Annotated in this window: 19 protein-coding genes and 2 pseudogenes; 9 read left to right on the top strand and 12 right to left on the bottom strand. The window is 44.5% G+C overall.

The window, feature by feature from the left end; genetic code table 11:
* The first annotated feature begins 10 nt into the window (after positions 1-10).
* From QD47_RS20330 to QD47_RS20310, 5 genes and pseudogenes are all read left to right on the top strand, one after another.
* Complete coding sequence (locus tag QD47_RS20330; RefSeq protein ID WP_044647838.1) at positions 11-790, top strand: class B sortase; 780 nt, start codon at positions 11-13, stop codon at positions 788-790.
* A 480-nt stretch (positions 791-1,270) separates the two neighbouring features.
* On the top strand, positions 1,271-2,650 hold the full coding sequence (locus tag QD47_RS20325; RefSeq protein WP_044647837.1) for an FAD-binding oxidoreductase: 1,380 nt from the start codon (positions 1,271-1,273) through the stop codon (positions 2,648-2,650).
* A 662-nt stretch (positions 2,651-3,312) separates the two neighbouring features.
* Positions 3,313-3,952, top strand: a pseudogene (gene catA / locus QD47_RS20320) (type A chloramphenicol O-acetyltransferase).
* A gap of 441 nt (positions 3,953-4,393) precedes the next feature.
* A complete protein-coding gene (locus QD47_RS20315) occupies positions 4,394-5,728 on the top strand; it encodes an SMI1/KNR4 family protein (RefSeq protein ID WP_044647836.1) in 1,335 nt (444 codons plus the stop codon).
* Positions 5,729-5,818: 90 nt separating this feature from the next.
* A complete protein-coding gene (locus QD47_RS20310; protein ID WP_044647835.1) occupies positions 5,819-6,280 on the top strand; it encodes a hypothetical protein in 462 nt (153 codons plus the stop codon).
* Positions 6,281-6,639: 359 nt separating this feature from the next.
* Here QD47_RS20310 and QD47_RS20305 read toward each other — a convergent pair whose 3' ends face one another.
* Positions 6,640-7,824 (bottom strand): MFS transporter, encoded by a 1,185-nt coding sequence (locus tag QD47_RS20305; RefSeq protein ID WP_044647834.1) that lies wholly within the window; start codon positions 7,822-7,824, stop codon positions 6,640-6,642.
* A 22-nt stretch (positions 7,825-7,846) separates the two neighbouring features.
* Complete coding sequence (locus QD47_RS20300) at positions 7,847-8,857, bottom strand: alpha/beta fold hydrolase (RefSeq protein WP_044647833.1); 1,011 nt, start codon at positions 8,855-8,857, stop codon at positions 7,847-7,849.
* A 135-nt stretch (positions 8,858-8,992) separates the two neighbouring features.
* Here QD47_RS20300 and QD47_RS20295 point away from each other — a divergent pair, with 135 nt between their 5' ends.
* The gene (locus QD47_RS20295) at positions 8,993-9,919 is read left to right on the top strand and encodes a LysR family transcriptional regulator (RefSeq protein ID WP_044647832.1); all 927 of its coding nucleotides are present in this window, start codon (positions 8,993-8,995) and stop codon (positions 9,917-9,919) included.
* A 143-nt stretch (positions 9,920-10,062) separates the two neighbouring features.
* Complete coding sequence (locus tag QD47_RS31030; RefSeq protein ID WP_082067253.1) at positions 10,063-10,314, top strand: NUDIX domain-containing protein; 252 nt, start codon at positions 10,063-10,065, stop codon at positions 10,312-10,314.
* Between the two features lie 390 nt (positions 10,315-10,704).
* On the opposite strand, the gene QD47_RS20290 is transcribed toward QD47_RS31030, so the two are convergent.
* Complete coding sequence (locus QD47_RS20290) at positions 10,705-11,091, bottom strand: helix-turn-helix domain-containing protein (RefSeq protein ID WP_052646822.1); 387 nt, start codon at positions 11,089-11,091, stop codon at positions 10,705-10,707.
* Between the two features lie 108 nt (positions 11,092-11,199).
* Here QD47_RS20290 and QD47_RS20285 point away from each other — a divergent pair, with 108 nt between their 5' ends.
* On the top strand, positions 11,200-11,412 hold the full coding sequence (locus tag QD47_RS20285) for a hypothetical protein (RefSeq protein WP_044647831.1): 213 nt from the start codon (positions 11,200-11,202) through the stop codon (positions 11,410-11,412).
* Positions 11,413-11,424: 12 nt separating this feature from the next.
* On the opposite strand, the pseudogene QD47_RS34390 reads toward QD47_RS20285, so the two are convergent.
* From QD47_RS34390 to QD47_RS20245, 8 genes and pseudogenes are all read right to left on the bottom strand, one after another.
* Positions 11,425-12,062 (bottom strand): annotated as a pseudogene (locus QD47_RS34390) (ISL3 family transposase); the annotation flags it as partial.
* Positions 12,063-12,262: 200 nt separating this feature from the next.
* Positions 12,263-12,850, bottom strand: coding sequence for a histidine phosphatase family protein (locus QD47_RS20275; protein ID WP_044647829.1), 588 nt, complete (start codon positions 12,848-12,850; stop codon positions 12,263-12,265).
* Positions 12,847-13,617, bottom strand: coding sequence for a DeoR/GlpR family DNA-binding transcription regulator (locus QD47_RS20270; RefSeq protein WP_044647828.1), 771 nt, complete (start codon positions 13,615-13,617; stop codon positions 12,847-12,849). Before QD47_RS20270 ends, QD47_RS20275 begins: the two co-directional genes overlap by 4 nt.
* Positions 13,618-13,692: 75 nt before the next feature.
* Positions 13,693-14,610, bottom strand: a complete 918-nt coding sequence (locus tag QD47_RS20265) for a ribokinase (RefSeq protein ID WP_044647827.1) — start codon at positions 14,608-14,610, stop codon at positions 13,693-13,695.
* Between the two features lie 21 nt (positions 14,611-14,631).
* Positions 14,632-15,630 (bottom strand): ABC transporter permease, encoded by a 999-nt coding sequence (locus QD47_RS20260; RefSeq protein WP_044647826.1) that lies wholly within the window; start codon positions 15,628-15,630, stop codon positions 14,632-14,634.
* Positions 15,627-17,135 (bottom strand): sugar ABC transporter ATP-binding protein, encoded by a 1,509-nt coding sequence (locus QD47_RS20255; RefSeq protein WP_044647825.1) that lies wholly within the window; start codon positions 17,133-17,135, stop codon positions 15,627-15,629. Before QD47_RS20255 ends, QD47_RS20260 begins: the two co-directional genes overlap by 4 nt.
* A 93-nt stretch (positions 17,136-17,228) precedes the next feature.
* Complete coding sequence (locus QD47_RS20250; RefSeq protein WP_044647824.1) at positions 17,229-18,329, bottom strand: sugar ABC transporter substrate-binding protein; 1,101 nt, start codon at positions 18,327-18,329, stop codon at positions 17,229-17,231.
* Between the two features lie 38 nt (positions 18,330-18,367).
* On the bottom strand, positions 18,368-19,288 hold the full coding sequence (locus QD47_RS20245) for a sugar phosphate isomerase/epimerase family protein (protein ID WP_044647823.1): 921 nt from the start codon (positions 19,286-19,288) through the stop codon (positions 18,368-18,370).
* Between the two features lie 572 nt (positions 19,289-19,860).
* Between QD47_RS20245 and QD47_RS31020 the strand changes: the two genes are divergently transcribed.
* On the top strand, positions 19,861-20,052 hold the full coding sequence (locus QD47_RS31020; protein ID WP_082067252.1) for a family 1 glycosylhydrolase: 192 nt from the start codon (positions 19,861-19,863) through the stop codon (positions 20,050-20,052).
* Between the two features lie 725 nt (positions 20,053-20,777).
* On the opposite strand, the gene QD47_RS20240 is transcribed toward QD47_RS31020, so the two are convergent.
* Positions 20,778-21,455, bottom strand: a complete 678-nt coding sequence (locus QD47_RS20240; protein WP_044647822.1) for a TetR/AcrR family transcriptional regulator — start codon at positions 21,453-21,455, stop codon at positions 20,778-20,780.
* Between the last annotated feature and the right edge of the window lie 214 nt (positions 21,456-21,669).

Genomic DNA, 21,669 nt, shown 5'->3' with positions numbered 1-21,669 from the left:
CGGTAAGAAAATGAGCAAAACTAAAAAGTTTCTTATCGCCGTTTCCTCCCTTCTGTTGGTATTTTCCCTCGTTAATATTGCGAGAACCTTTCTGGGGGATTATGCCGAGCAGCAGAAAATCGAAGAGCTGACAAAAGTTTGGGAGGAAGGGTCGGACAAAGGCGGAGGGGATGCATTCCCCTCCCTTTTGTTCAATAAGGCGAATGAGCCGGTTATGCTTCCCGAATTTCGAGAGCTTTACGAGAGGAACTCGGACATCGTCGGCTGGCTGAAGATTGACGGCACCCGAATTGAGTACCCAGTCATGCAGAATCCACAGGATGCGGAGTACTATCTCAATCATGATTTCGATAAAAAGGAAAACAAAGGGGGCCTCCCCTTTTTGGACGCGCATAGCCGGACCAACGGTTCGGACATTTTGCTGATTCACGGACACCACATGAAAAGCGGCTGGATGTTTAAAGATTTAATGAAGTACAAGAACGAAAGCTTTTATAAAGAGCATGCTACGTTCCAGTTCAGCACGCTTTACGAAAAGGAAGAGTATGAAATTGTTGCCGTTATTCTGTCAAAAGTTTATCGCAAATCGGACGACGTTTTTAAATACTACCAGATTGAGAAGGTAAGTACGCCCGCCGAGTTTGACTCATATATTCAGAACATCAAAAAACTCGCTCTTTACGATACGGGCGTGACAGCCCGATATGGCGACAAGCTTATTGTACTGTCTACGTGTGAATACTCAACCGAGGACGGCCGGTTAGCGGTGATCGCCCGAAAGCGTAAATGACGATATTGAAACACGGTGTCAAGCTGCTTCATATGCGTTATAGAAGAGAGGCAGGGCATTAGTGCCTCTCTTCTATTTTTTGTGACCAATCTCTCCATCTGACGCCACCGTTTCGTTCCTTAAGCAAATGCACCTCCAGCATATCCTCTTCATACAGACAAGGAAATGGATCATCCCTTATTAGTCATGTTAGCCACCTGTAGAATCTAGGAAATTAGTGAAGAATACTACAGTATACTACATTTAAATGCTCTGTAAGATGTGCAGCTCTTAAATAGTTTTACTTAAAGGAGGTTTATTACAGGATTGATTGAGCAAAAGGTGGGCTACCTGATGAATGAAGAACTTATACACCTACCACGTCTTTGTTCTACTTTTACGATATAAACTGGGCGTTTGCCGTTACTAGGACGGGTGTCCCTACATAGAAATAAGTTGATGAGAAAGGCTTATGTCATGAGCAGGGATGGTGTAAAGTAGATGGCACAAAAGTTGCAAAAGAAAAGTACACGATTAACCGGAAGGATCGTAATTCCGGGTAATCCGTCATACAATACGGCCAGAATGGAGTTCAATAGGCGCTTTTCCAAATTTCCAAGGGTCATTGTTTTTTGCCAACGGACTCAGGATGTGATCAACGCAGTCAAATGGGCTCGTGAGCGGGGCATACGTCTGCGAGTGCGCAGCGGGCGGCATAGCTATGAAGGCTTCTCGGCTGTAAATGGCGGTATTATTATTGATGTGAGCGAGATGAATAAGGTTAAGGTTGATCGAAAAAATAGAGTGGCCATTGTACAAACGGGAAATCCACTTGCCCGTGTGTACAAAAAGCTGTGGGATAAGCGTGTGGCCATTCCGGCGGGGACTGCGCCCGACGTAGGCGTAGCTGGGCTTACCTTGGGAGGAGGCATTGGACTTCTTTCCCGCAAATATGGACTTACGTGCGATAACTTGAAACAAGTGAAGATGGTCGTAGCTTCGGGAAGGTATGGGGCAAGGACGATTGTGGCAAACCGGAAGAAACATTCCGATCTGTTGTGGGCATCACGAGGCGGAGGGGGAGGGAACTTTGGTGTTGCTACAGAATATACATTTCGGGTTAGGCCGATTTCATCGGTATCTATTTACAGTATTACATGGAAATGGAGTGACCTTGAGAAGGTGTTACCAACTTGGCAGCGCTGGGCCCCGTCTGTCACGAACCGCTTAACCTCAACAATTGAGGTGGCTGCCAAGCAGGTGGGAACCATTGTATCTACCGGGCAATTGCTTGGCGGTGCAGAGGAGCTGCGCCGATTGATTAGACCGCTCTTGCGAGCAGGCACTCCGGTGAAGGTGATGGTGAAGACAGTACCTTTTATTGAAGCAACCAAATTTTTTGCCGAATCGGACCTGAATTTGGAACCGAAGTTTAAAATAACCGGGGCCTACGGGTTCCAAGCTTTGCCGCCTGTAGGAGTACGAATTATACGTGACTTTTTATCCAAAGCACCCAACAGACATTCTAGCGTGTGGAGTCAAAGCTTAGGTGGTGCAGGAAGCGCGGTGAGTCGAGTATCGCCTACTGCAACGGCCTATCCTCATCGGAAGGCTGAGACAATCTACGAACTGTCAGCCCGCTGGAGAAACAATGGGGAGCAGGAGCGGAATATTCAGTGGGTGGAAAGGTTTCGCAGAGCGTTACGTCCCTTTGTTAAAGGGGATTATGTGAATTTTCCCGATCTGCAGATTAAGAACTGGCCCAAGGCGTATTATGGCGTGAACTTTGGCAGATTGAAGCAGGTGAAACGAAAGTACGATCCTCATAATGTGTTTCGTTTTGCTCAGAGTATTCCAGTGGATAAACAGGTCGGAAAATGACAATATGCACACCAGATCGAAATTGCTAAAAGAGCTGACAGATGCAGCTCCTTTAGCAATTTCGCTGATAGAGACGTAAGCTGAACCGTATCATAAGTAGGGCGAAAAATAATAAGAGCTACGAATTTCAATACCAATGCGCTTCAGCGTATGGACTTTCAGAAGAACTTTAGTCTTAGGTAACGACTTTAGTCGTTGACATTCATGTCAAAATCAACCTGCTTTGAGCAGGTGGTCGTTTAAGTGGGATGATGTAGCTTTTGGTATTGATGAGCATCGTCAATGCCAATCATATTCTTAGGTTGATTGGTTCAAAAGTTACATGGGGGAATACGAGCAAGCACGGTTATTGAAGGAATTTGTAGACACTGAGCTTGTGCCTGGTAACTTATTAATCGCCAAACCCTGAAAACTATACAGACAATGCTAGCGACTACATTTAATTCATGGAAAGGCTGATATAAAAATGGACTTGTTGTAAGTTATGCAATAAAGGCTAGGCGCTACTCCAGTGAGAGAGCTGCCTGTGAAAGATGGCTCAGAGGGTGTTAGATATACTTGATGATATAATGGCATAAAATATTAAAAAGGATGACTGATATGAAAAAAGCAGTGAAAGTAGCCTCCTAATATTAAATAAATTATATTAGGGGGCGTTGAAGTTGAAATTCAGTATTATTAATCGTGACAATTGGTATCGAAAAGAATACTTTGAACATTATTTACAACAACAGACAACATTCAGTATGACGAATGAAATTAATATTACTGTTCTAATGAAGAACTTAAAGAAAAAGGGATATAAGCTATATCCTGCGTTTATTTTTATGGTTACAAGAATAGTTAATTCTCACAGAGAATTTAGAACGTGTTTTAACTCAGAGGGTAATTTAGGTTATTGGGCAGAGATTTGTCCTTGTTATACTATTTTTGACAATAGGACGCATACATTTCCAGCCATTTGGTCGCCAAATATGAATAATTTTTCAGAGTTTCATTTTCAGTATGAAAAGGATGTCCGAAAATACAATGGTACAGGTAGTTTATTTCCAAAAGAACCTATACCAGATAATAATATTCCGATATCTATGATTCCTTGGAGTTCTTTTAAAGCGTTTAACTTAAAATGGTGGAAACTTTCTCTTACCAATAATAACTGGCGGAAAATACTCCCAAGTGAATAATGAATTATTCCTGCCTGTCTCTTTACAAATTCATCATTCTGTTTGCGATGGCTACCATGCATCTGTTTTTATGAATGATTTACAAAGATTCGCTAATGAAAGCGAAGACTGGGTTTAACTGGTCGTTTGTTGATAAGCTTGGCGTTCGATGGTGCTTGATGGTTTAAACGTATGTGATTACAAAGTAGGGCCATCCGACAAAGGATGGTCCTAAAACTTGCTGTTACAGACAGCGCGGAGAACCTTATCAGAAGCGAATAGTTAGGGAAATGTATACGCATTTTTTAGATAAGTTTGTTAAACTTTAAGTAAGAAAGCAGATTTCGAATATATTACATGCTTTTATAATGGAAACGAATCGGCTCGCTTGAAATTCTCCACTTGGGGTGTCCACTCTATTGACAGTAGTCCAAGCTGTTTGCTGCACCGGTTGTATACTGCTGAAAACCTACTTAAAGATACATATAATTCTAAAGAGATAAGACCCTTAGAAAAAATAATAAAATTGCTGGTTAAGCAAACAAAGGAAACCTGGCTATAGTCAACAGGAGGGTTCAATATGTGGTTTGGAAAGAAAGAAACGCAACTGGATCGAATAAAAAACAAACTGAATCAAGCCATGCGCAAAGACACGGCTTTCTCGGTGTTTGGAGCATCCTCACATCAATACAAGGTTAATGGGAAGCTTACTGCAAAAGAGCTGGCGGACTGGCAAGCCCACAATCAGGTCACTCTTCCTGAGCCTTACGCGCAGTTTTTAACGAAAGTCGGCAACGGAGGCGCCGGACCCTATTATGGAATTTATCCGATTGAAAAGGCAGCCTCCTATACCGAGCGCCAGGCACTCCTTGCAAAATCCGTTCTGCATCCCGGGATGGCCAAAGAGGAATGGAACCATCTGATTGAGCCCCTGACCAAGGATGAGGACATCCCCGATGAGGAATACGACGACACCTGTAATAAGGTGTTGGGCGGCATGTTGTGCATAGGCACTCAAGGCTGCGAATACGACATGTATCTCGTACTTGAAGGGAAATACAGGGGGAGAATTGTGTACACCTCTGATTTTCATCCCGATCATCCTTTTTTCTTTGTCTATGAAGACAGCTTTCTGGACTGGTACGAGCGCTGGCTGGATGAAATTATTCTGGATTATGATATCGGGTGGTTTGGCAGTCGAATACCGGGTGATGAGAATGCGCTGATCCAGATTTATCAGAGCGCTCCAAACGAAGAAATCCAAGCAAAAGCGCTTGATGGAATGTCCAAGTTTAAGAAAATATCTCAGCCAACCCTTGGTTTTTTGAAAAATATTGCGGAGCAAAGCCCAAAAAATCGGACCGCAGCCATTTGGCTAATCTGCAAAACTTCTTTTGACGCGGGTAGAAAATATCTTCTGGAGCTGTTGCAATCGGATGGGCATGAGGATTTTCTGCAAGCTTTACAGATTCTACATGCTTCCAGTAAAACTGCGGATTTAACGGAATGTATTTCAGTGATCTTGCAAAGGCTTGACAGGATTCACGACCCGGAAACGTTGCGTTATGCAGGGTATATTTTGGAAGATTACGGTGGGATTACTCTCCAGAACTTTGCGCCTTTCTTGTGTCACGCCGACCCGAAAATGCAAACCACGGCCATCTATGCCGCGCGCAGTTGCGAAAACAAGCTGGGAGGCTGGCAGATCATTGAACAGATGTTGATGGGGGGCGGCCCGCAGGTTATGAATAACTTAATTTTGTACTGGGGCATTATTCCACATGAGAAGTTGCTGCCTTACTATAAGGCGGTATGGCCGAAATATCAAAGAGATCCGAAATTCAGAGAAAAATTTATCGGTTGTTTGCGAGAACTACATTTGCCAGATGATTATTTCGACAAAGACGAATCGTGAGGAAGGTCTAGATGATCCCGTTAGTAGATTTGAGCCTATTGAGTAGCGGCAAGTTTTTTTGGAAATAATGAGATAAAAGGAGAGATGGAAATGTCCTATATCGTTGATTTTACTAATGTGTCTACGGTTGGTTTAGAGTCTTCACCTGTAGTAGAAGCGCTTGCTGGTTTGCGTGCTAATGAAGCCCGTTACTTTATGAACAAATACAAGCATGAATTTACGGTTGTGCCAGCTAGTGAAAGTCAGGAGACCCTTGATTATGTGAACCGAATTCTGAAAGAGCGTGATATTGAGTTTGCGGCCAAACCTTTAGAAATGTCACGTTTTCAAGTGGAAAATATCAAATTTGCCTATGTCTTTTATGAGGATGGTCTCGAGGTCAACGTCATGTATACAGTTGATGACCCTAAGAAGCGGGCCGTTGGTTTTAAGCTTTCTGAGGGGATGGAGGTACCAAAGGAGTTAGAAGGGAAGTTTAAGTTTGCTAGGCAGAAGTCAAAACTAGCTGGAACAATTCGGGGTTCGTTTTTTGTAATTAAAGGAGAATATTAAAGTAAGCAAAAGTGCAATTTGGAGGAATCGATCCACTTGTTCTATTTGCAAAAAAGATGCGATATCAAAGAATGGACCTTCCCGCAAAATGATGGTCCTAAACCTTGCCGTTACAAACAGCACGGAGAACCGTATCACAAGTAGGGCGAATTTTTTTTCAAGGAAAGGGTTGGGCGATCTTCCGCATTTCAACCCTGATCTCGATTTCGATGAAGGACCTGCTTCGGTAAGAGAACTACGGACACAGCTTTGGGAGGCAAATGATGTACTTTTATACATTTGAATATGGGAATGCCGTGCCTGGTGTGTTAAAAAATACCTTGGATTTGAATGCTGGGATTGTAGAAAGAGGGAACTATTTAATATTTTTCTTTAGTAACAGTAGACGTTCCAATCCCACTGCTCATTTTTTTGAATAGCAAGATGGCAAGAAGTAATGCAACGCTTACAGCAGCCAAACCTACCCAATTCAAATTCAGAACAGAGGTACGACTGATGACAAGGCCGCCTAATCCAGATCCTAGCGCAAAGCCAAATTGGATGAAGGAAGTATTTACGCTCAGGGCAATGTCTGGATTTCGAGGTACCAGAGTGACCAAAAATAGCTGCTGAGCAGGGGAAATGCTCCAGGTTGCTAACATAAAGATCATTAAAACTAAGATTAATACAATGATATTGACACCAGCTAGAGTGAATAAAAGGAGCATTGCTCCCTGTAACAGGAGTCCAATACAAATTGTGAATTTCGATCCCTTTGTATCTGCCAATTGTCCACCCACTTTGGATCCGATAAAGCTGCAAATTCCCGCTAGGAATAAAACACCGCTAATTTCGGTTATGGAAAGAGAGGATGCGGCTTGCAAGAAAGGTGTAATATAAGTAAAGAGCGTAGAGTAACCACCAATATAAAATAAAGTAATAGCCAAGGCAGTTACAATTTTTGAATCCTTTAAAATAGAGAGCTGCATCCTGAGGGTAACAGCTTCTTCTTCTCTGATTGCAGGAACCTTTTTATAGATGATAAACAATGGAAGAACGCTTATTATACCGATCAAAATAAACAAAACTCTCCATCCAAACATCTCGCTAAAAAATGTGCCAGCTGGAACACCCAGAACTAACGAACTACTGAGCCCCATCAAAATAATACCGATGGCATTGCCCCTTCTTTCTTTTTCGACGAGTCGTGTCGCTACTGCCATGGCTACTACGGTAGCGATTCCTCCGCTAACCCCTTGAATAATTCGTACCCATAGTAATGTTTCGTAAGAAAGGTTTACAAGCATAAGTCCGTTGCTGACAATAAACACACTGAGGGCAGCCATCAGTAGCTTCTTGCGATCCATATTTATTGTTAATGCAATCAGAATCGGAGCAACAATGGCCGCTGCGAGAGCAAATACAGTCACCAGTAAACCAGCTTCTGAAGTAGATACTCTCAAATCCACGGCGATCATTTCAATGACTCCTGTAATAATGTATTCAATGGTTCCGATTAGAAAAACAGCAAGTGCTAGGACATATATAATCAATTTATTTTTCAATTTAATCCGCTCCTCCTCAGTTTCATTCAAGCAAGAAACTTTTTAGACTTTTATCTATAAATACGGAGTCTGGTTCATGCTGTCCAATGCCTGCGCAATGCCCCCACTTGGATTCAATCGGGAGGAAGAATGCATTTGGTATATGGCGTGCTTCAACTTTGTTATCCTGGGGAGGGAAGAAAAGGTCTGTACTTCCCGGCATAACCAGGGCCCGTGCTGTTATCCTGCTTAATGCAAGGTCAAAATCGCCGTTATACGTCGGATTAGCGCTAATGTCACCTGTAATTCCGGTACGTAACATGGTGATCAGGTCATTAGCGTCAAAGGCCAAAAATACTTGATCCCAGTAATCGACGAGATATTCCTCCAGTGTGTGGTAGCCCTCTTGCTGATAGAGCTGCTCTAGATAATAAGCCTGAGAGAACCCCCAAGCTGCGTAGACTCGACCCATGGCTGCCAATCCCGTTTTGGGTTTCTGCGTGTAAAAGCCATTTTTCCAAGCAGAATCAGCCTGAAGGGCAGCGATCATTCCTTCAAATACAACCTTTGCATGTGGCCGGGTCATGGCAGTCCCGCCGAATGGAGCGATTCGTTTTACCATATCGGGATAGCTTGCCCCCCACTGAAAGGTCTGCACAGCGCCTAGTGACCAACCTACAACGAGGGCGATTTCTGCAATACCAAACTTTTGATTCACCAGTTGATGCTGCAGTCGCACATTATCATAAATCGAAATCAGTGGAAAATTCGCTTGATGATAGGGCGATGGCGTATTGCTTGGCGAGGAGGAGAGTCCATTGCCCAACATATTAGGGACGATGATAAAATATTTTTCTGGATTCAGTGCCTTGCCAGGTCCGATTAACCATTCGTTATCAGTATGCAAGCCGGCAAACCAGGTGGGATATACAATCACATTATTTTTGGCTGCATTTAGCATGCCGTATGTTTTGTAGGCGAGAATGGCATTTGGCAGAGTGATACCGGATTGCAGCAGAACATCTCCTAGTTCATAAATATCATAATCCTTCATATAATAAACTCCTTTTCATAGCTAAAGTATGGATTTGCCTTCCTTGTCATCACTCTACGATGCTGCTATTGTTAAGTCAAAGAAACGTTTATGAATAGAACGTTCATTATTTTTGAATTAAGGAGCGGGAACTTGATGGAATTGCGCCAATTAAAAACCTTTTATACGCTTGCGTCCACACTCAACTTTACCCGAGCTGCAGAAGTGCAGAACTATGTCCCTTCAACGGTTACGATGCAAATGAAGGCCTTAGAGGAAGAATTGGGTGTCAAGTTGGTGGACAGATTGGGTAAAAATGTGACTTTGACCGATGCAGGGAGAAAGTTCCTGCGCTATGCAGATAACATATTGAGTGTGGTTGAAGAAGCACAGCATGCCGTCAAGCAATCCGGCGAATTGACGGGTACGATAGTCATAAGTGCCGATGAAACGTTGTGTACGTACCGGCTGCCGGCTGTATTGCGCCAGTTTCGTTTGTGCTATCCAGGGATTGGGTTAATGTTTCGACCGCTGGCTAATTCGAACCTCAAACAGAGCTTGCGTGAAGGGGACGCTGACATTATTTTTATGCTGGATGAGGACAAGGGTGAGACAGGATTTTGCGGTGAAAAAATGCTGGATGAGCCCTTTTATCTATTGGTATCACCAGATCATCCTTTGGCTGCACATACTGCATTGGCCATTGAAGATTTTCATGGCGAGACCTTTTTGTTGACGGAGAAGGGATGTTCCTATCGCACTTTTTTTGATCGAAGTCTTTCACAGAGGGGCATGGGGGGAATTACCGAATTGGAGTTTAACAGTGCTGAGGCTATTAAACAATGTGCGAAAATAGGAATGGGCATTGCCATATTGCCTGAAATGGCCGTGATAGGAGAAGTGGAACGGGGAGAACTGGTTCCGTTGCCGTGGGATTTGACCGCCACATCGTTTGCAACCCAAATGTTTTGGCATGAAGAGAAGTGGATCTCGCCTGCAATCGAAGCCTTTTTGAGCTTGACCAGAGAAACATTTTTGAAATCTTCGGGTGGATTTGAAACCTTATCTTCAAAAGGAAGGTGATTTAGAATCTTTCATTCCTGTATGGGTGGATGTGAACATGACTCAATGGAGCGTTTTTCACTTCACTGTGCAGTGAATTTATTATTATTCCAAAAACAAAATATTTTAATGCTCTTACCAACAACACGGGATTTGCAGACGGAATGTTTGCGGTAGTAGGCGGTCATCTTGACGGAGGAGAATCTGCAACCTCCGGATTGATTCGGGAGGTAAAGGAAGAGATCAATATAGAGGTGCAGCCGCAGGATTTAAAGTTAGTTGTAACTGTTCATCGAAAGCTTGATCACTGTGAATATATTGATTTATTTTTCACCTCAGATACCTGGCGAGGAGAACTAAAAAATAATGAAATATTTGCCGGAAAATACCATTCCACTTGTTCAGCATGCCCTTGAAAATTACCTGAAAGGCATGAACTATCTCGAACTTGGATGGCACAATGAAGAATAGGTGGAAAATCTCTATCTCTGTAGTAGTCTCTAAGAGGTAGTCTTACATTCTGAGAGACTGCAATACTTTAGCTGAAGGTGGAATTAAGTTGTTGGTATGGCCTTACCTTACACCCTAAATATGTGTAGGGTGTTGCTGATTCTCGGGAGGCCCTTATTCTAGGGCGAAACTTTGGCTATAGTTGCTTGCTGGGCGCAGAAGGCTGTCCATGAGCGAGGTAATGAATTAGGTCCACCGCAGAGAAATATCTCCCTTATACGGGACTGTACACGGAATTTTGGGGGCAGACGCTAAATGATGGCGGCAACTAAAAAAGCTTTGGATGGGAATTGAAATCAAAGGGTTGAAAATTTCCAGAAGCGATTGAGCAAGTCGAAAAAATCCCTGCATGCAACATGGCCTTTTAAGGTGTACCGAGCTTCAAAACCCACGTTGGCTATTTGTTGCTGCTCCAGCATCACTGCTAACTGTTTACGCTGCTCTTCCGTGAGCTTTGTCGGTTGTCCAGGGAATGATCCAACTTTCAGGCCGGACAGACGATGCGTTTGGTAGGCTCTCCAATAGAGGCCGATGGTTTGACGCGCACGACTGAGCAGATCACCGATCTCATCAAACGTATGTCCTTCAAGACGAAGACGGACTGCCAGGTACCTTTCGTAGAGTCGTTTATCCGATGTTTGTTTCATTGCTGCATTCAACCGCTCTATTTCTTCGTTTCTCATTAATATCGCCGCCTTGAATTATATAATGAAACCAGGTGGACCGAGGAAATAAAAGCTATTCCTCATCATACTCCGACAGCATACCTAGATCTACTGGTTGAATTTAATATGAAAAGAGAAGAGTTAGTCAATACAAATAAAGAATTTCATGTTTATTACTGTGGACCTGATGAGAAATACGCCCTAAGATTAAATGCTTTCAAAGAGGTTATATTGCATGAATACGACTATAATAATCATAACATTGCGAAATATTTAAGGGACCAAGGGGAACTACAAAAAATATTTAATCAGTTTTTGCAGGCTCAATCTAGAAATTAGCGGTTGAACGTTTCAAGATGATAAACGGAGACGATTGCATTCAATTAGAATGCCAGCTTTGTAGCACTCACGATTCCGTGTAATGTAATGCCGACGCTGGTAAGCCTTAATGCGATTATGACATCCTTCTACTGTGGCATTCGTCCAACGACAACGATGTCATCTTGCCTATTGCGCATGGTTTTTCAAGGTGCCTCGGACGGTGTCATGATCAATTTTTTCGCCTTGCTCCAACCATCGGGTAAAGCCCAGACGAGCTATGCAGACATTTGATGAACAGTCGTACCATCGGGAAAATGCCTCCTTCCATTCCCAAGCGCTGCGAAGCAACGCAGAGCAGGCAAGCAGGAATTCAAACTGAGCTCTGCTCTTTTCAGACAGACTGTCGACGGGTGGATTCAGTAGTCGATGTGACTTTTCAAGATCGACTTGGCCCTGGGGGAGAGCGTCTGCTGAACCGGCTTGCGGACAGCCTGGACACTTTCCATGACATAGCCATCAACATGGAACCGATCCGCAATTCGGATGGCACGCGGGAAACATTCGCTGATCCAGGTGTGATAGGCCTGAGCCAGATCCATCACAACCGCTTTGGGGTTCAATGCCAGAAAGTCGGGATGTTAGCGAGCATAGATACGCAGATCCTGGAGTGATATCCTTTGCATGGTGAACCGTATCATAAGTATGGGCAAGTTCTTTGAGGAAAAGCTCGCAGGATCTGTATTTACAACATGCTGACATTGGGAGTAGAGTAGATCACACACCGGTCTGAACGATGCGTAAACAACAGTCTTCTGATCCTGAAACGAAAAGAGCAGCACGCCCGCTACATCGGGGCACGCTGCTCTTACTATTGTTCCAGTTTCAAAGCCAGATGTTTCATGCAGTTCACAAGTTCGCAGCACCACCGCCCTTTAATCAGTACGGTTACTGACAGCGACGTATTACCGACATGGCCTGTTATCTCCGTATTGAACCGATGGGCAAGAACAGGTTCGATGAATCCGCCATGGCTGACCAGCAACATTCGTCTCCCATCATGAGCCTGCACCCTCTCTTCAAAAAAGTGATCCCAGCGGACCAGCAAAGACTCGATGGACTCTCTCCCCATATCCAGCTGCCGCCAATGCTCACCCCACCGCGCGTTTCTTTCCTGTAAGGTGGTTCCTTCCAACAGGCCAAACCCGCGTTCGCAGAGCCTGCTGTCGGTGCCAAGGCATGGAATACCCGAACTCGCAGACAGCAGCTTTGCCGTCTCCTGCGCACGCAATAGATTGCTGGATAATATACCGTCCCATTCCTCAAGGGCCAGCCGCTCTGCCAGCAATTGTGCCTGTTCCCTTCCCGGTTCAGCGAGCACGGTATCCTGCTGTCCCTGCATTCGGCCAAGCTGATTCCATTCCGTTGTCCCATGGCGCACAAAACCTATTTTCATCATGCTTTCTGGTTATGATCCATCAAAGGTTCGGGAGCAACGAAATATTTAGCGTTGTTCTCCAGAATTTCATTGGACTGATCGGTGATAATAATGCACTCCTCAAGCCCGAATGCCCGGCAGAACGTGGTTCTGTCCGCCTTGGAACTGTCTGCAAGCACATAGGTGTCCGTAGAATTGTTCTTCACAATTCCCTTCTTCTTGGACTCCTTCAAGTCATGGGTATTAATGCCGCTCTTGAGGCTGTAGCCGCTCGCCCCCAGAAATGCCTTGTCAAAAAACATGCTTTCCAGCATCGTTTCGGTGATAGGTCCTGCTATGGAAGCAATAGATTTCGTGATCTCCCCTCCAAGAACAATACAGGAAAAAAGAGCATCATCGAGTTCAGCAATTACTTTCGTATTGGAGGTTACTACCTTCACGTTCTTATGTTTAAGGTATTTGATCATCTCAAAAACGGTTGTTCCCGAATCAATGTAGATGACGTCACCTTCGTTGACCAAGGAAGCTGCAAATCTGGCTATTTGATCCTTCTTCTCGATATTCAGCATTTTTTTGGTTTCGATCGGCGTTTCGTAAGCGTCTTCCTTAATTCGAACACCGCCGCCGCGAAGCAGTTCGATCTGCCCTTCTTCGGCAAGCGTACGCAGATCCCGTCTGATGGTGGACAAAGACGTATTCTTCACTGTTAGCACGAGCTCATCGAGATACACAATGTCCTTCTTCTCCACTTCTTCAAGGATCTGTTTTCTTCGTACATACGGTATCATAATTTGTCTCACCCCGACTCTGGCACCATTTTTGAAAGCCAAATAAATATAGTAAATTATATCATACTACCGGAATCATACCCAATATTTCCTTTTGAACTCTTCCATAGTCGGCATTGCGGGCTGCGCTCCGATACGGGTAACCGTGATTCCGGCAACCTCCGATGCAAAGCGGGCCGCGGCCCCGATTTCAGCTCCATTGAGAATCTGGAAGGCAAACGCGCCTATATAGGAATCTCCCGCCCCAGTCGTCTCTATGGCTGCTGCATCCGCCGCCTTGATATGCAGTTTGTTAATTCCGTCATACAACAGACTACCGCCCTTACCCAGTGTAATGATAAGCACTCCACCGACTTTACTAAACAGCTCTTCGCAGTGCAGCATGGCGGAATCCAGATCGTCTATCACTTCGCCGCAATAAAAACTCGCTTCCGGTTCGTTGACTACCAGACAGTCCACCTTGGATAAGGCTTCCGGCGATAACGCTGCTGCCGGAGCTGCATTCAACAGGACGTAACAGCCCTGTTCTTTGGCTTTATGGATACCGTATTCTACAACATCGACAGGCGTCTCCAGTTGAAAAATAACGATATTGCTCTTCACCAGCAGCGGCGTGGCCTCGTCAATACGTTGTCTCGTCAGCGTGTAATTCGCGCCTTGGGAGATCGTGGCGGCGACTGTGCCGTCCTCCAGCGCCTGAACCACACCCACCCCGGTTGTTTCATTCACTCTATTCACGAATTCCGTATTCACACCATATTCCGCCAGACCGCGGAGCAGGAAGTCACCAAAGGTATCGCTTCCCACCGCCCCCACAAGCCAGGTTGAAGCTCCAAGCTTAGCACACTGCACCGCTTGATTAGCGCCTTTGCCGCCTCCTGTTGTCGTCAGGCTGTCGGCTGTATACGTCTCGCCCTTCGCAGCCAGCCGCTTCTGTTTCAAGATGATATCGAAATTCAGACTACCGATCACTGTAATAATATTCTCTTTCATAATTGATTAGCTCCCGTCCAATCAAAGTGCAGCCGATTCTTTACTGGCCAACCGTTTTTTGCGGATTCCGCTGAATTTGCCTTGGAATGCTTCGAAGTAAGCGGCCACTCCAATAATGGCGCCCGTTGCAATATACTGCCAAAAGGTATCTACACCGACCACCACAAGACCAGTTCTAAGCGCAGACAGCAGCAACGCACCGAGCAGTGTCCCCAGAATGCTACCTCTTCCTCCGGCCAGACTCGTTCCACCGATCGCCGCTGCGGCAATAGCATACAGCTCATAGCCTTGTCCTGCCGTAGGTTCACCTGTGCCCAGACGGGCCAGCATGACCATGCCTGCCAGTGCCCCCCCAACGCCGCAAAGCGCATACGTCACCACTTTATTAAAGTTTACATTAATTCCGGACAACCGTGTGGCTTCTTCGTTGCCGCCGATAGAGAACACAAACGTTCCGAAGCGGGTTTTTTTGAGCAGCACATGCCCCACAATGGCAAATCCAAGCAGAATCGGAATGGATATTGGAAAGTTGCCGATCAGATCGCCATCCATCATGCTTCGGAAGGCCGGGGGAATATCCAGCACCGGCCAGCCTTTGGTAATGATATAGGCAACGCCCCGGAAAGCGCTCATTGTGGCAAGGGTAGCTATGAACGGCTGCAGCTTGACTTTGGTAACGAGCAGACCGTTCATCGCTCCAATCAAAGCGCCGATGATCACACCCAGGAACATAGCCAGGTACGGATTAAGACCGTATTTGGTCAGCAGCAGCCCCACGCTGACGATGACAATGGCCATAATGGAGCCGATGGACAAGTCAATGCCGCCAGTAATGATAACAAAGGTGATGCCGATAGCCAGCAGCCCGTTAATTGTGCTTTGATCCACGATATCAAGCAGATTGCCCGGACTTAAATAAATGGGGTCAATCGCCGTAAAGATAAGAATCATAATAATTAATGAGACGACCAAACCCATCTCTCTGCCCATTTTTAACTTGAATCGGTTTAAGTTTCTCATGACGTCTGTTCCGTCCCTCCCATAGCATAATGCAAGATGGTCTCTTCGTTCAGTTCGCTGCGCTGAAGCTCCTTGATCAGCTTTCCTTCATGCATCACAATCACCCGGTCACTCATGCCAATAACCTCTGGCAGCTCTGAAGATACCATGATGATCGATTTTCCCGCCTCCAGCAAGTCTTCCATAAGCCTGTAGATTTCCGCCTTGGCTCCAACATCCACACCTTTGGTCGGCTCGTCAAAAATGAGAATATCCGCATCGGTCGAAAGCCATTTGCCGATGACCACCTTCTGCTGATTTCCTCCGCTGAGGTTATAGGTCAGATAAGAGGGGTCCCTCCGGTTAAGCCGGATCTCCTCACTGAAGTGGCTGCAATTCTCCAGCTTCTTCTTCTCATTTACAAAGCCGAACGCAGAGAATTTATTCATTGCCGCCAGGCCCATATTATCCGCGTTGTTCAGCACACTTACAAATCCTTGGGTCTTCCGGTTTTCGGGAATGAGTCCAATGCCGTGCTTCAAGCCCTGCTTCGGTGAACCGATCTTTACTTTCCGGCCACGGATGTAAAGATCACCGGAGGATTTCCGTTCCGCACCGAAGAGGGTGCGAACCACATCCGTTCTTTTGGAGCCGACCAAGCCGGAGAAGCCCAGAATTTCACCCTTTTTTAAGTAAAAACTGACATTTTCGAAAACTCCATTTCTGGAGAGTCCTTTGGCTTCGAGAACGACCTCTTCGGTATACAGATCCGGTTTCTTGCGTTCTGCGAAAGCCGCGACATCGCGTCCCACCATGCTCTGAATCAATTGTTTCCGGGTAATGCTTCCAGTGTCGAACGTCCCCACATGCTTGCCGTCACGCAAAACTGTAATGCGATCCGAAATTTGAAACAATTCATCCAGCCGGTGTGAGATGAATAGCACGGTAATACCGTTGGTCTTTAATTCCTTGATAATCTCAAACAATGCGGTAGTCTCATTCTCGGTAAGCGCAGCGGTCGGTTCGTCAAATGAAATGATCCGCGATTGGTGAAACAGCGCCTTGGCTATCGCAAGCATCTGCATTTCTCCGGTGCTTAATTCGCTTACCAGATCTGTACTTTTGAATTTGCATCTGAGCCTGATCAAAATATCATTTACCTTGTCGTGAAGCGCCTTGAAGTCGATAAAAGGTCCGTTCATCGGTTCAAATCCAAGGGCAACATTCTGCCCTGCCGTCAAGTCAGGAATCAAACTGACTTCCTGATGGACCTTGGATATTCCCCGCTGCAAAGCATCTTGGGCATTTCGGAAGGCGACCTTCTCTCCGGTAATCCAAACTTCTCCTTCGTATTCGTTATAAATACCATGAAGAATATTCAGCAAAGTCGATTTACCGGCACCATTCTCCCCGATCAGGGCGTGAACTTCACCCTCGCACACATCAAAATGGATATTATCGAGCGCCTTCTGTCCCGGGAAGATTTTCGTTACGCCCTTAAAGCGGATAATCGGATTTTCACTCATTCTATTCACCCTCTTATTCAAGTAAGCAGGCGGGCAGTTAAAGATCACAGATGCTTTATTGTCGGCTGCTTACACTCAGATTTATCTACGATTTTATTCGAAAACTGCCGGTGTCCAACCAATAATTTCTTCTGCAGGCGTGTTTACATTCGTGCTGTCAATCAAGGCTTGCGGTGTCCAAATGACGCGTGGAATTTTCTGGCCTCCCAGAATCCGTAAGGTAACTTCGACTGCGATCTGGCCTTTATACTTAGGGAAAGAATCGATCGTTGCCGACAGTTCTCCTTTCTTGATGGATTCATAGGCTTCGCCTGTTCCGTCTACTCCCACTACAAGGATGTCTTTACCGGAGGTTTTGACAGCCTCCACCACGCCGAGTGCCATGGTGTCATTATTCGCGAATATCGCCTTCAAATCAGGATGCTTCTTGATCCATGTCTCGGCCAGATCTTTCGCTTTGGCGCGATCCCAATCTGCGTTCTGTTTCTCAACGATGGTAATGCCGGGAGCATTTTCTTTTATCCACTGCTCAAAACCGGCTGTCCGCTGACGGGCTGCAAACGCTTTCGGCATTCCGATTACAATAGCGACCTCACCTTGGCCGCCGATTTTTCCGGAAATCCACTCTGCAGCCAGTTCCCCATTCTGGATGGCCTTGGGACCGAGATAATTGGGAGCGATTGCAATAAGTCCGTCGTTAACATTCACTACCGGAATTCCGGCCTTGTTGGCATCCTCAACACCCGGTGTCAGGTTGCCGTCCGAAATGGGCGACAGCAGCAGGGCGGAATACTTCTTGTTGATCATATCCTTGACAATGGAGAGCTGGCCTTGCTCATCACTTTCACCTTGAGCGGCCTTTACATCTATGCTGATATCAATTCCTTTAGACTTCATATCGGCTGTCCCGATCTCCATCCCCTCTTTAAGGGTGCGCCAATACTCGTTTTCGAACGCTTTGGATACGCCGCCAAGCTTGATCGCTCCCGCGGGCTTCGGCACGGGGCCGAATTGCTCACGCAGCTGGGTTAAATCGATGCCGCCAGTAGCCTCATCCGGGTTAAAAGCAACCGCATTGGTCTGCCCTGACACATTCCCGCCATTGGCGCCTGTGGAATTTGCTGCACAGCCTGTCATCAAAATAAGCAAAGATGAAAGTAAAACAAGCGCTTTCAAAATGCCGGTTCTTTTCATGTGTATTCCCCCTAATATAATGGTTTGGCTATTGCAAATTATTTCAGGCAAGCAAGCATGATTTCCTGAGCAGCGATCGCATCGTTCTTATCTATGATTGACTGCAGGTTGTGCAAGCCCATGTGCTCGATCAGGCTGTCCAGTTTGCTGTACATGGCGATATTGGCTTTCAGTTCTTCCAGCGGATTCTCTCTTACCGGGAAGGTATCGAAATAGATGACGCCGCTGTAGTTGTATTTTTTAAGATAGAAGATAAATTCAAGCGACTGTATGAAGTTCACCGAACCCACAATTAAACCGTCATCATTCAGCTTATTGCCGTCATTGAGGTGAACGCCGTACAATTTATCGCGCTCGGCCACCAGACTAAGTCCGTAAGAAGGATTCTCAGCCTTCATCAGCATGTGGCAAAAATCCAGTGTAACGCCCAGATTGGAAGCCCCTACATCATTCACCATAAGCAGCGTGTCCCCATAGCTGGAAATAAATGAATAAGCCCGAGGCTGAAACGGTTTATATTCAATGCTGATCTTTAGGTCGGCTCCGTATTCACATATTTCGGAAAATGCGGCTGCAACTTGCTTCCATACCTTGGAGTAATTGAGTTGGAACGAATAGTCAAATCCTTCATTTCCCAACCAGATGATAATATTGCTCCCTCCGAGCTCGCGGCAAACATTGACGGATTGTTTGCACAGCTCGATGGCCTTACGTGAAATTTCAGGATCGGCGTGACCCAGCTCTCCGTTGACGAACTGGCTTCTAAACCGGGGTGCGATGGCATTCAGCTTCAGATTGTTCCGCTCCAAAGCTTCCTTGATTTCTTTCACCGAATGCGTTTGAAAATGTTCGGGATAATTCAAATCCACATGGGTAAGTCCGGATACCTTTGCGATTTCATCAATCGTCTCAATAATGGACATGCTTTTGAACGAATTTATTCGGGTTGCAAATTTCATCGTTAACGCTCCTTGTCATTTCAAATCTCAAAATCTCAAATCCATTCAAAAGAGGACCTTGCGATTAAAAAGATAACGCTTTCAATCGCGGGATAGAGGATAATCATCTCCCTTTCGCAGACCAACAAGCTTTGAAATTTGAAAATATATGATAATTTCTTAATCAGATAGTACATCCAAGAATCATTAATTGTCAATAAAATTTATTTAAAGTCATAAATAAATGAAAAAATATGATTTTTAATAAAATTAAATGTTTATTTAGATTTTCAATTTGCTTATTAATGGATTTTATTGAAATAATGTTCTGCTATGAATCTACTCCGAACTCCAAGAAAAAAGTGGAAAGCGCTCATTAACCAATGCTATCAGGGACACGGGGTTCAGTTTAATCACACCGGTAATTGTCGCCAGTTTGGGCAGCTTTCTGAATGTGCTTAAAACCGATAAGGACAGCATCTCATATGGATGAAGATTTGCTTACTGTCATAATTTAAGTTTTTTAAACTAGTCATATAGGAGTGGACAAAAATGGGCGTAATTCGTAGACGGCATCAGACTGGAAAGATGCGATTGATTTCTATTACCGCTACAAAAAGGACATCGCATTGTTTGCAGGAATGGGCTTCAGCGCAAACCGATTTTCTCTGAGCTGGGCGCGGATTCTGCCTGATGGCATAGGTGCTGTCAACGAAGAAGGCCTGCAATTCTATGATGAGATGATCAACAAACTGCTGAAGCACGGCATTGAACCGGTTGTCTGAAGAAGATCTCGATTATCTGCGGGAGGCCAAGTTGGATACGGTATCTCAAGGGGACTTTTGAAGATTCATTGTAATAACGAGGGGGAATTAGTGATATATGTAGAAATTTATATAAAAAGTAGATAACTGGGGAGAAGGAACTATGATACAACCAGAGCCTCAAAGCACTGAATTTAATGCGTTAATGGCTGATATTTCTAGTGGGGGAATAAAAATACCTCAGTTTCAACGTGAGTACGTAAAGGGAAGGGAAGATTGAAGATTTCTCTGAAATATACATCAATTTTTTCGCCGGGGATGACGATGAAATCACCGTAGTAGATATCGATCGGAATGTACCTGAAAGATACATAAAAGTAACGGAACTTCTTTATGGTAAAATGAGCAATCTACTAAAGAAATATTCTGAAGTTTCGATTGATAAAATTGATAAGTACAAGGAACGGTTTACATCCTATCAGTTTTCATTATTAATTTTACGAAATGCGCCGATTGATGTAGCAACTGAGGTATTTACTTCAAATGATACGGTGAACCGTATCATAAGTAGGGGCGAGTTTTTAGGTTTGGAGAATGGCTCCAATTTCAAAGTAGACATCATAAGCCACCCCCAAGCCAAGTGACTCGTAATACTTACGAGTCACTTGTTCAATAAGCCCACCGGGAAGTTGAGACTGACTCCGGCCTTGCTGTGTGTTTAGTCAGATCGTAGATGCCTTGGCGCCTCATGTTGAGCCTTCCAAGCCTCCATCCGATTGATCTGGCTTGTAGCATAGCTTGGGGGGAAGAGTTTTATCAACCTGCGTTATCCGACAATACATGGCCATTCCTTCTTTGGTTAGATGAGGCAGTATAAGGCTCCATAGGATGGACAAAATATTATTCAGCTTTGGAATAAATTTTTGGAGAAGAATTATTTCCTGTGTGCCATACATATTTATCGATAGTAAAGAAATAGACAAATCTTCATATTGCCCGGCATATAATTCTTCTTTCATAATTCCTTTATTAACAAACCCCTTAAATATGTTGGTAAAAAGCGTATAGAAATCATTAACAACCTTAATTTGCATTTTAGCTATCTCCGGATACAACTTAGGCAATTCTGTAAAACTGGAGAAATAAAAGAAATATTTTTTACGGAATGCATTAAGAATTAAAAACTGCTGATTCAGCCCTTCGATAGAAACCTCCGCTGAGAAATTTAAGTTTTGGTATTCTTCATACTGCATTGCCATAACACCGATCATAAGATCATGTTTTTTTTTGAAATAGTATGTCAAATTACCAGGACTTATATTTAACGCATCGGAAATATCCCTCAATGTTACATATGCATATCCTTTTTTATTAAATAATTCAATTGAAGTCTCAAGGATCTTATCTCTTAAGTTAATATCCATTTCTATCTCCTTTAGAGCGTTTGTGCTATGCACTTGAAATCAAAAGCATTATATCATAAATTGTTCCTTCAAGCTGAAATAAGTAGCTTGATTAAGAATACGGAAGAATTCGAGAGATAATTTGCGAAAATCCTCAGCCAAGAATGCCATTCCCAATAAAGACCAGAGTTGAATTACTGCATTTGCAGGAATATACTGGTTTTAGTACACGTGT

It is taken from the genome of Paenibacillus terrae (assembly GCF_000943545.1).
GTDB lineage: Bacteria > Bacillota > Bacilli > Paenibacillales > Paenibacillaceae > Paenibacillus > Paenibacillus terrae_A.
The sequence above is the reverse complement of the archived record's forward strand: the minus strand, read 5'-3'. Positions and strand labels throughout refer to the sequence as shown.

Bases quoted from the DNA above. Each gene is read 5' to 3' on its own strand.
- QD47_RS20295 (WP_044647832.1), top strand. From the start codon at position 8,993: ATGGAATTGCGCCAATTAAAAACCTTTTATACGCTTGCGTCCACACTC.
- QD47_RS20240 (WP_044647822.1), bottom strand. From the start codon at position 21,455: ATGGATATTAACTTAAGAGATAAGATCCTTGAGACTTCAATTGAATTA.
- QD47_RS20260 (WP_044647826.1), bottom strand. From the start codon at position 15,630: ATGAGAAACTTAAACCGATTCAAGTTAAAAATGGGCAGAGAGATGGGT.
- QD47_RS20310 (WP_044647835.1), top strand. From the start codon at position 5,819: ATGTCCTATATCGTTGATTTTACTAATGTGTCTACGGTTGGTTTAGAG.
- QD47_RS20315 (WP_044647836.1), top strand. From the start codon at position 4,394: ATGTGGTTTGGAAAGAAAGAAACGCAACTGGATCGAATAAAAAACAAA.
- QD47_RS20255 (WP_044647825.1), bottom strand. From the start codon at position 17,135: ATGAGTGAAAATCCGATTATCCGCTTTAAGGGCGTAACGAAAATCTTC.
- QD47_RS20275 (WP_044647829.1), bottom strand. From the start codon at position 12,850: ATGATGAAAATAGGTTTTGTGCGCCATGGGACAACGGAATGGAATCAG.
- QD47_RS20330 (WP_044647838.1), top strand. From the start codon at position 11: ATGAGCAAAACTAAAAAGTTTCTTATCGCCGTTTCCTCCCTTCTGTTG.
- QD47_RS20265 (WP_044647827.1), bottom strand. From the start codon at position 14,610: ATGAAAGAGAATATTATTACAGTGATCGGTAGTCTGAATTTCGATATC.
- QD47_RS20270 (WP_044647828.1), bottom strand. From the start codon at position 13,617: ATGATACCGTATGTACGAAGAAAACAGATCCTTGAAGAAGTGGAGAAG.
- QD47_RS20245 (WP_044647823.1), bottom strand. From the start codon at position 19,288: ATGAAATTTGCAACCCGAATAAATTCGTTCAAAAGCATGTCCATTATT.
- QD47_RS20325 (WP_044647837.1), top strand. From the start codon at position 1,271: ATGGCACAAAAGTTGCAAAAGAAAAGTACACGATTAACCGGAAGGATC.
- QD47_RS20300 (WP_044647833.1), bottom strand. From the start codon at position 8,857: ATGAAGGATTATGATATTTATGAACTAGGAGATGTTCTGCTGCAATCC.
- QD47_RS20250 (WP_044647824.1), bottom strand. From the start codon at position 18,329: ATGAAAAGAACCGGCATTTTGAAAGCGCTTGTTTTACTTTCATCTTTG.
- QD47_RS20285 (WP_044647831.1), top strand. From the start codon at position 11,200: ATGAAAAGAGAAGAGTTAGTCAATACAAATAAAGAATTTCATGTTTAT.
- QD47_RS20290 (WP_052646822.1), bottom strand. From the start codon at position 11,091: ATGAGAAACGAAGAAATAGAGCGGTTGAATGCAGCAATGAAACAAACA.
- QD47_RS31030 (WP_082067253.1), top strand. From the start codon at position 10,063: ATGTTTGCGGTAGTAGGCGGTCATCTTGACGGAGGAGAATCTGCAACC.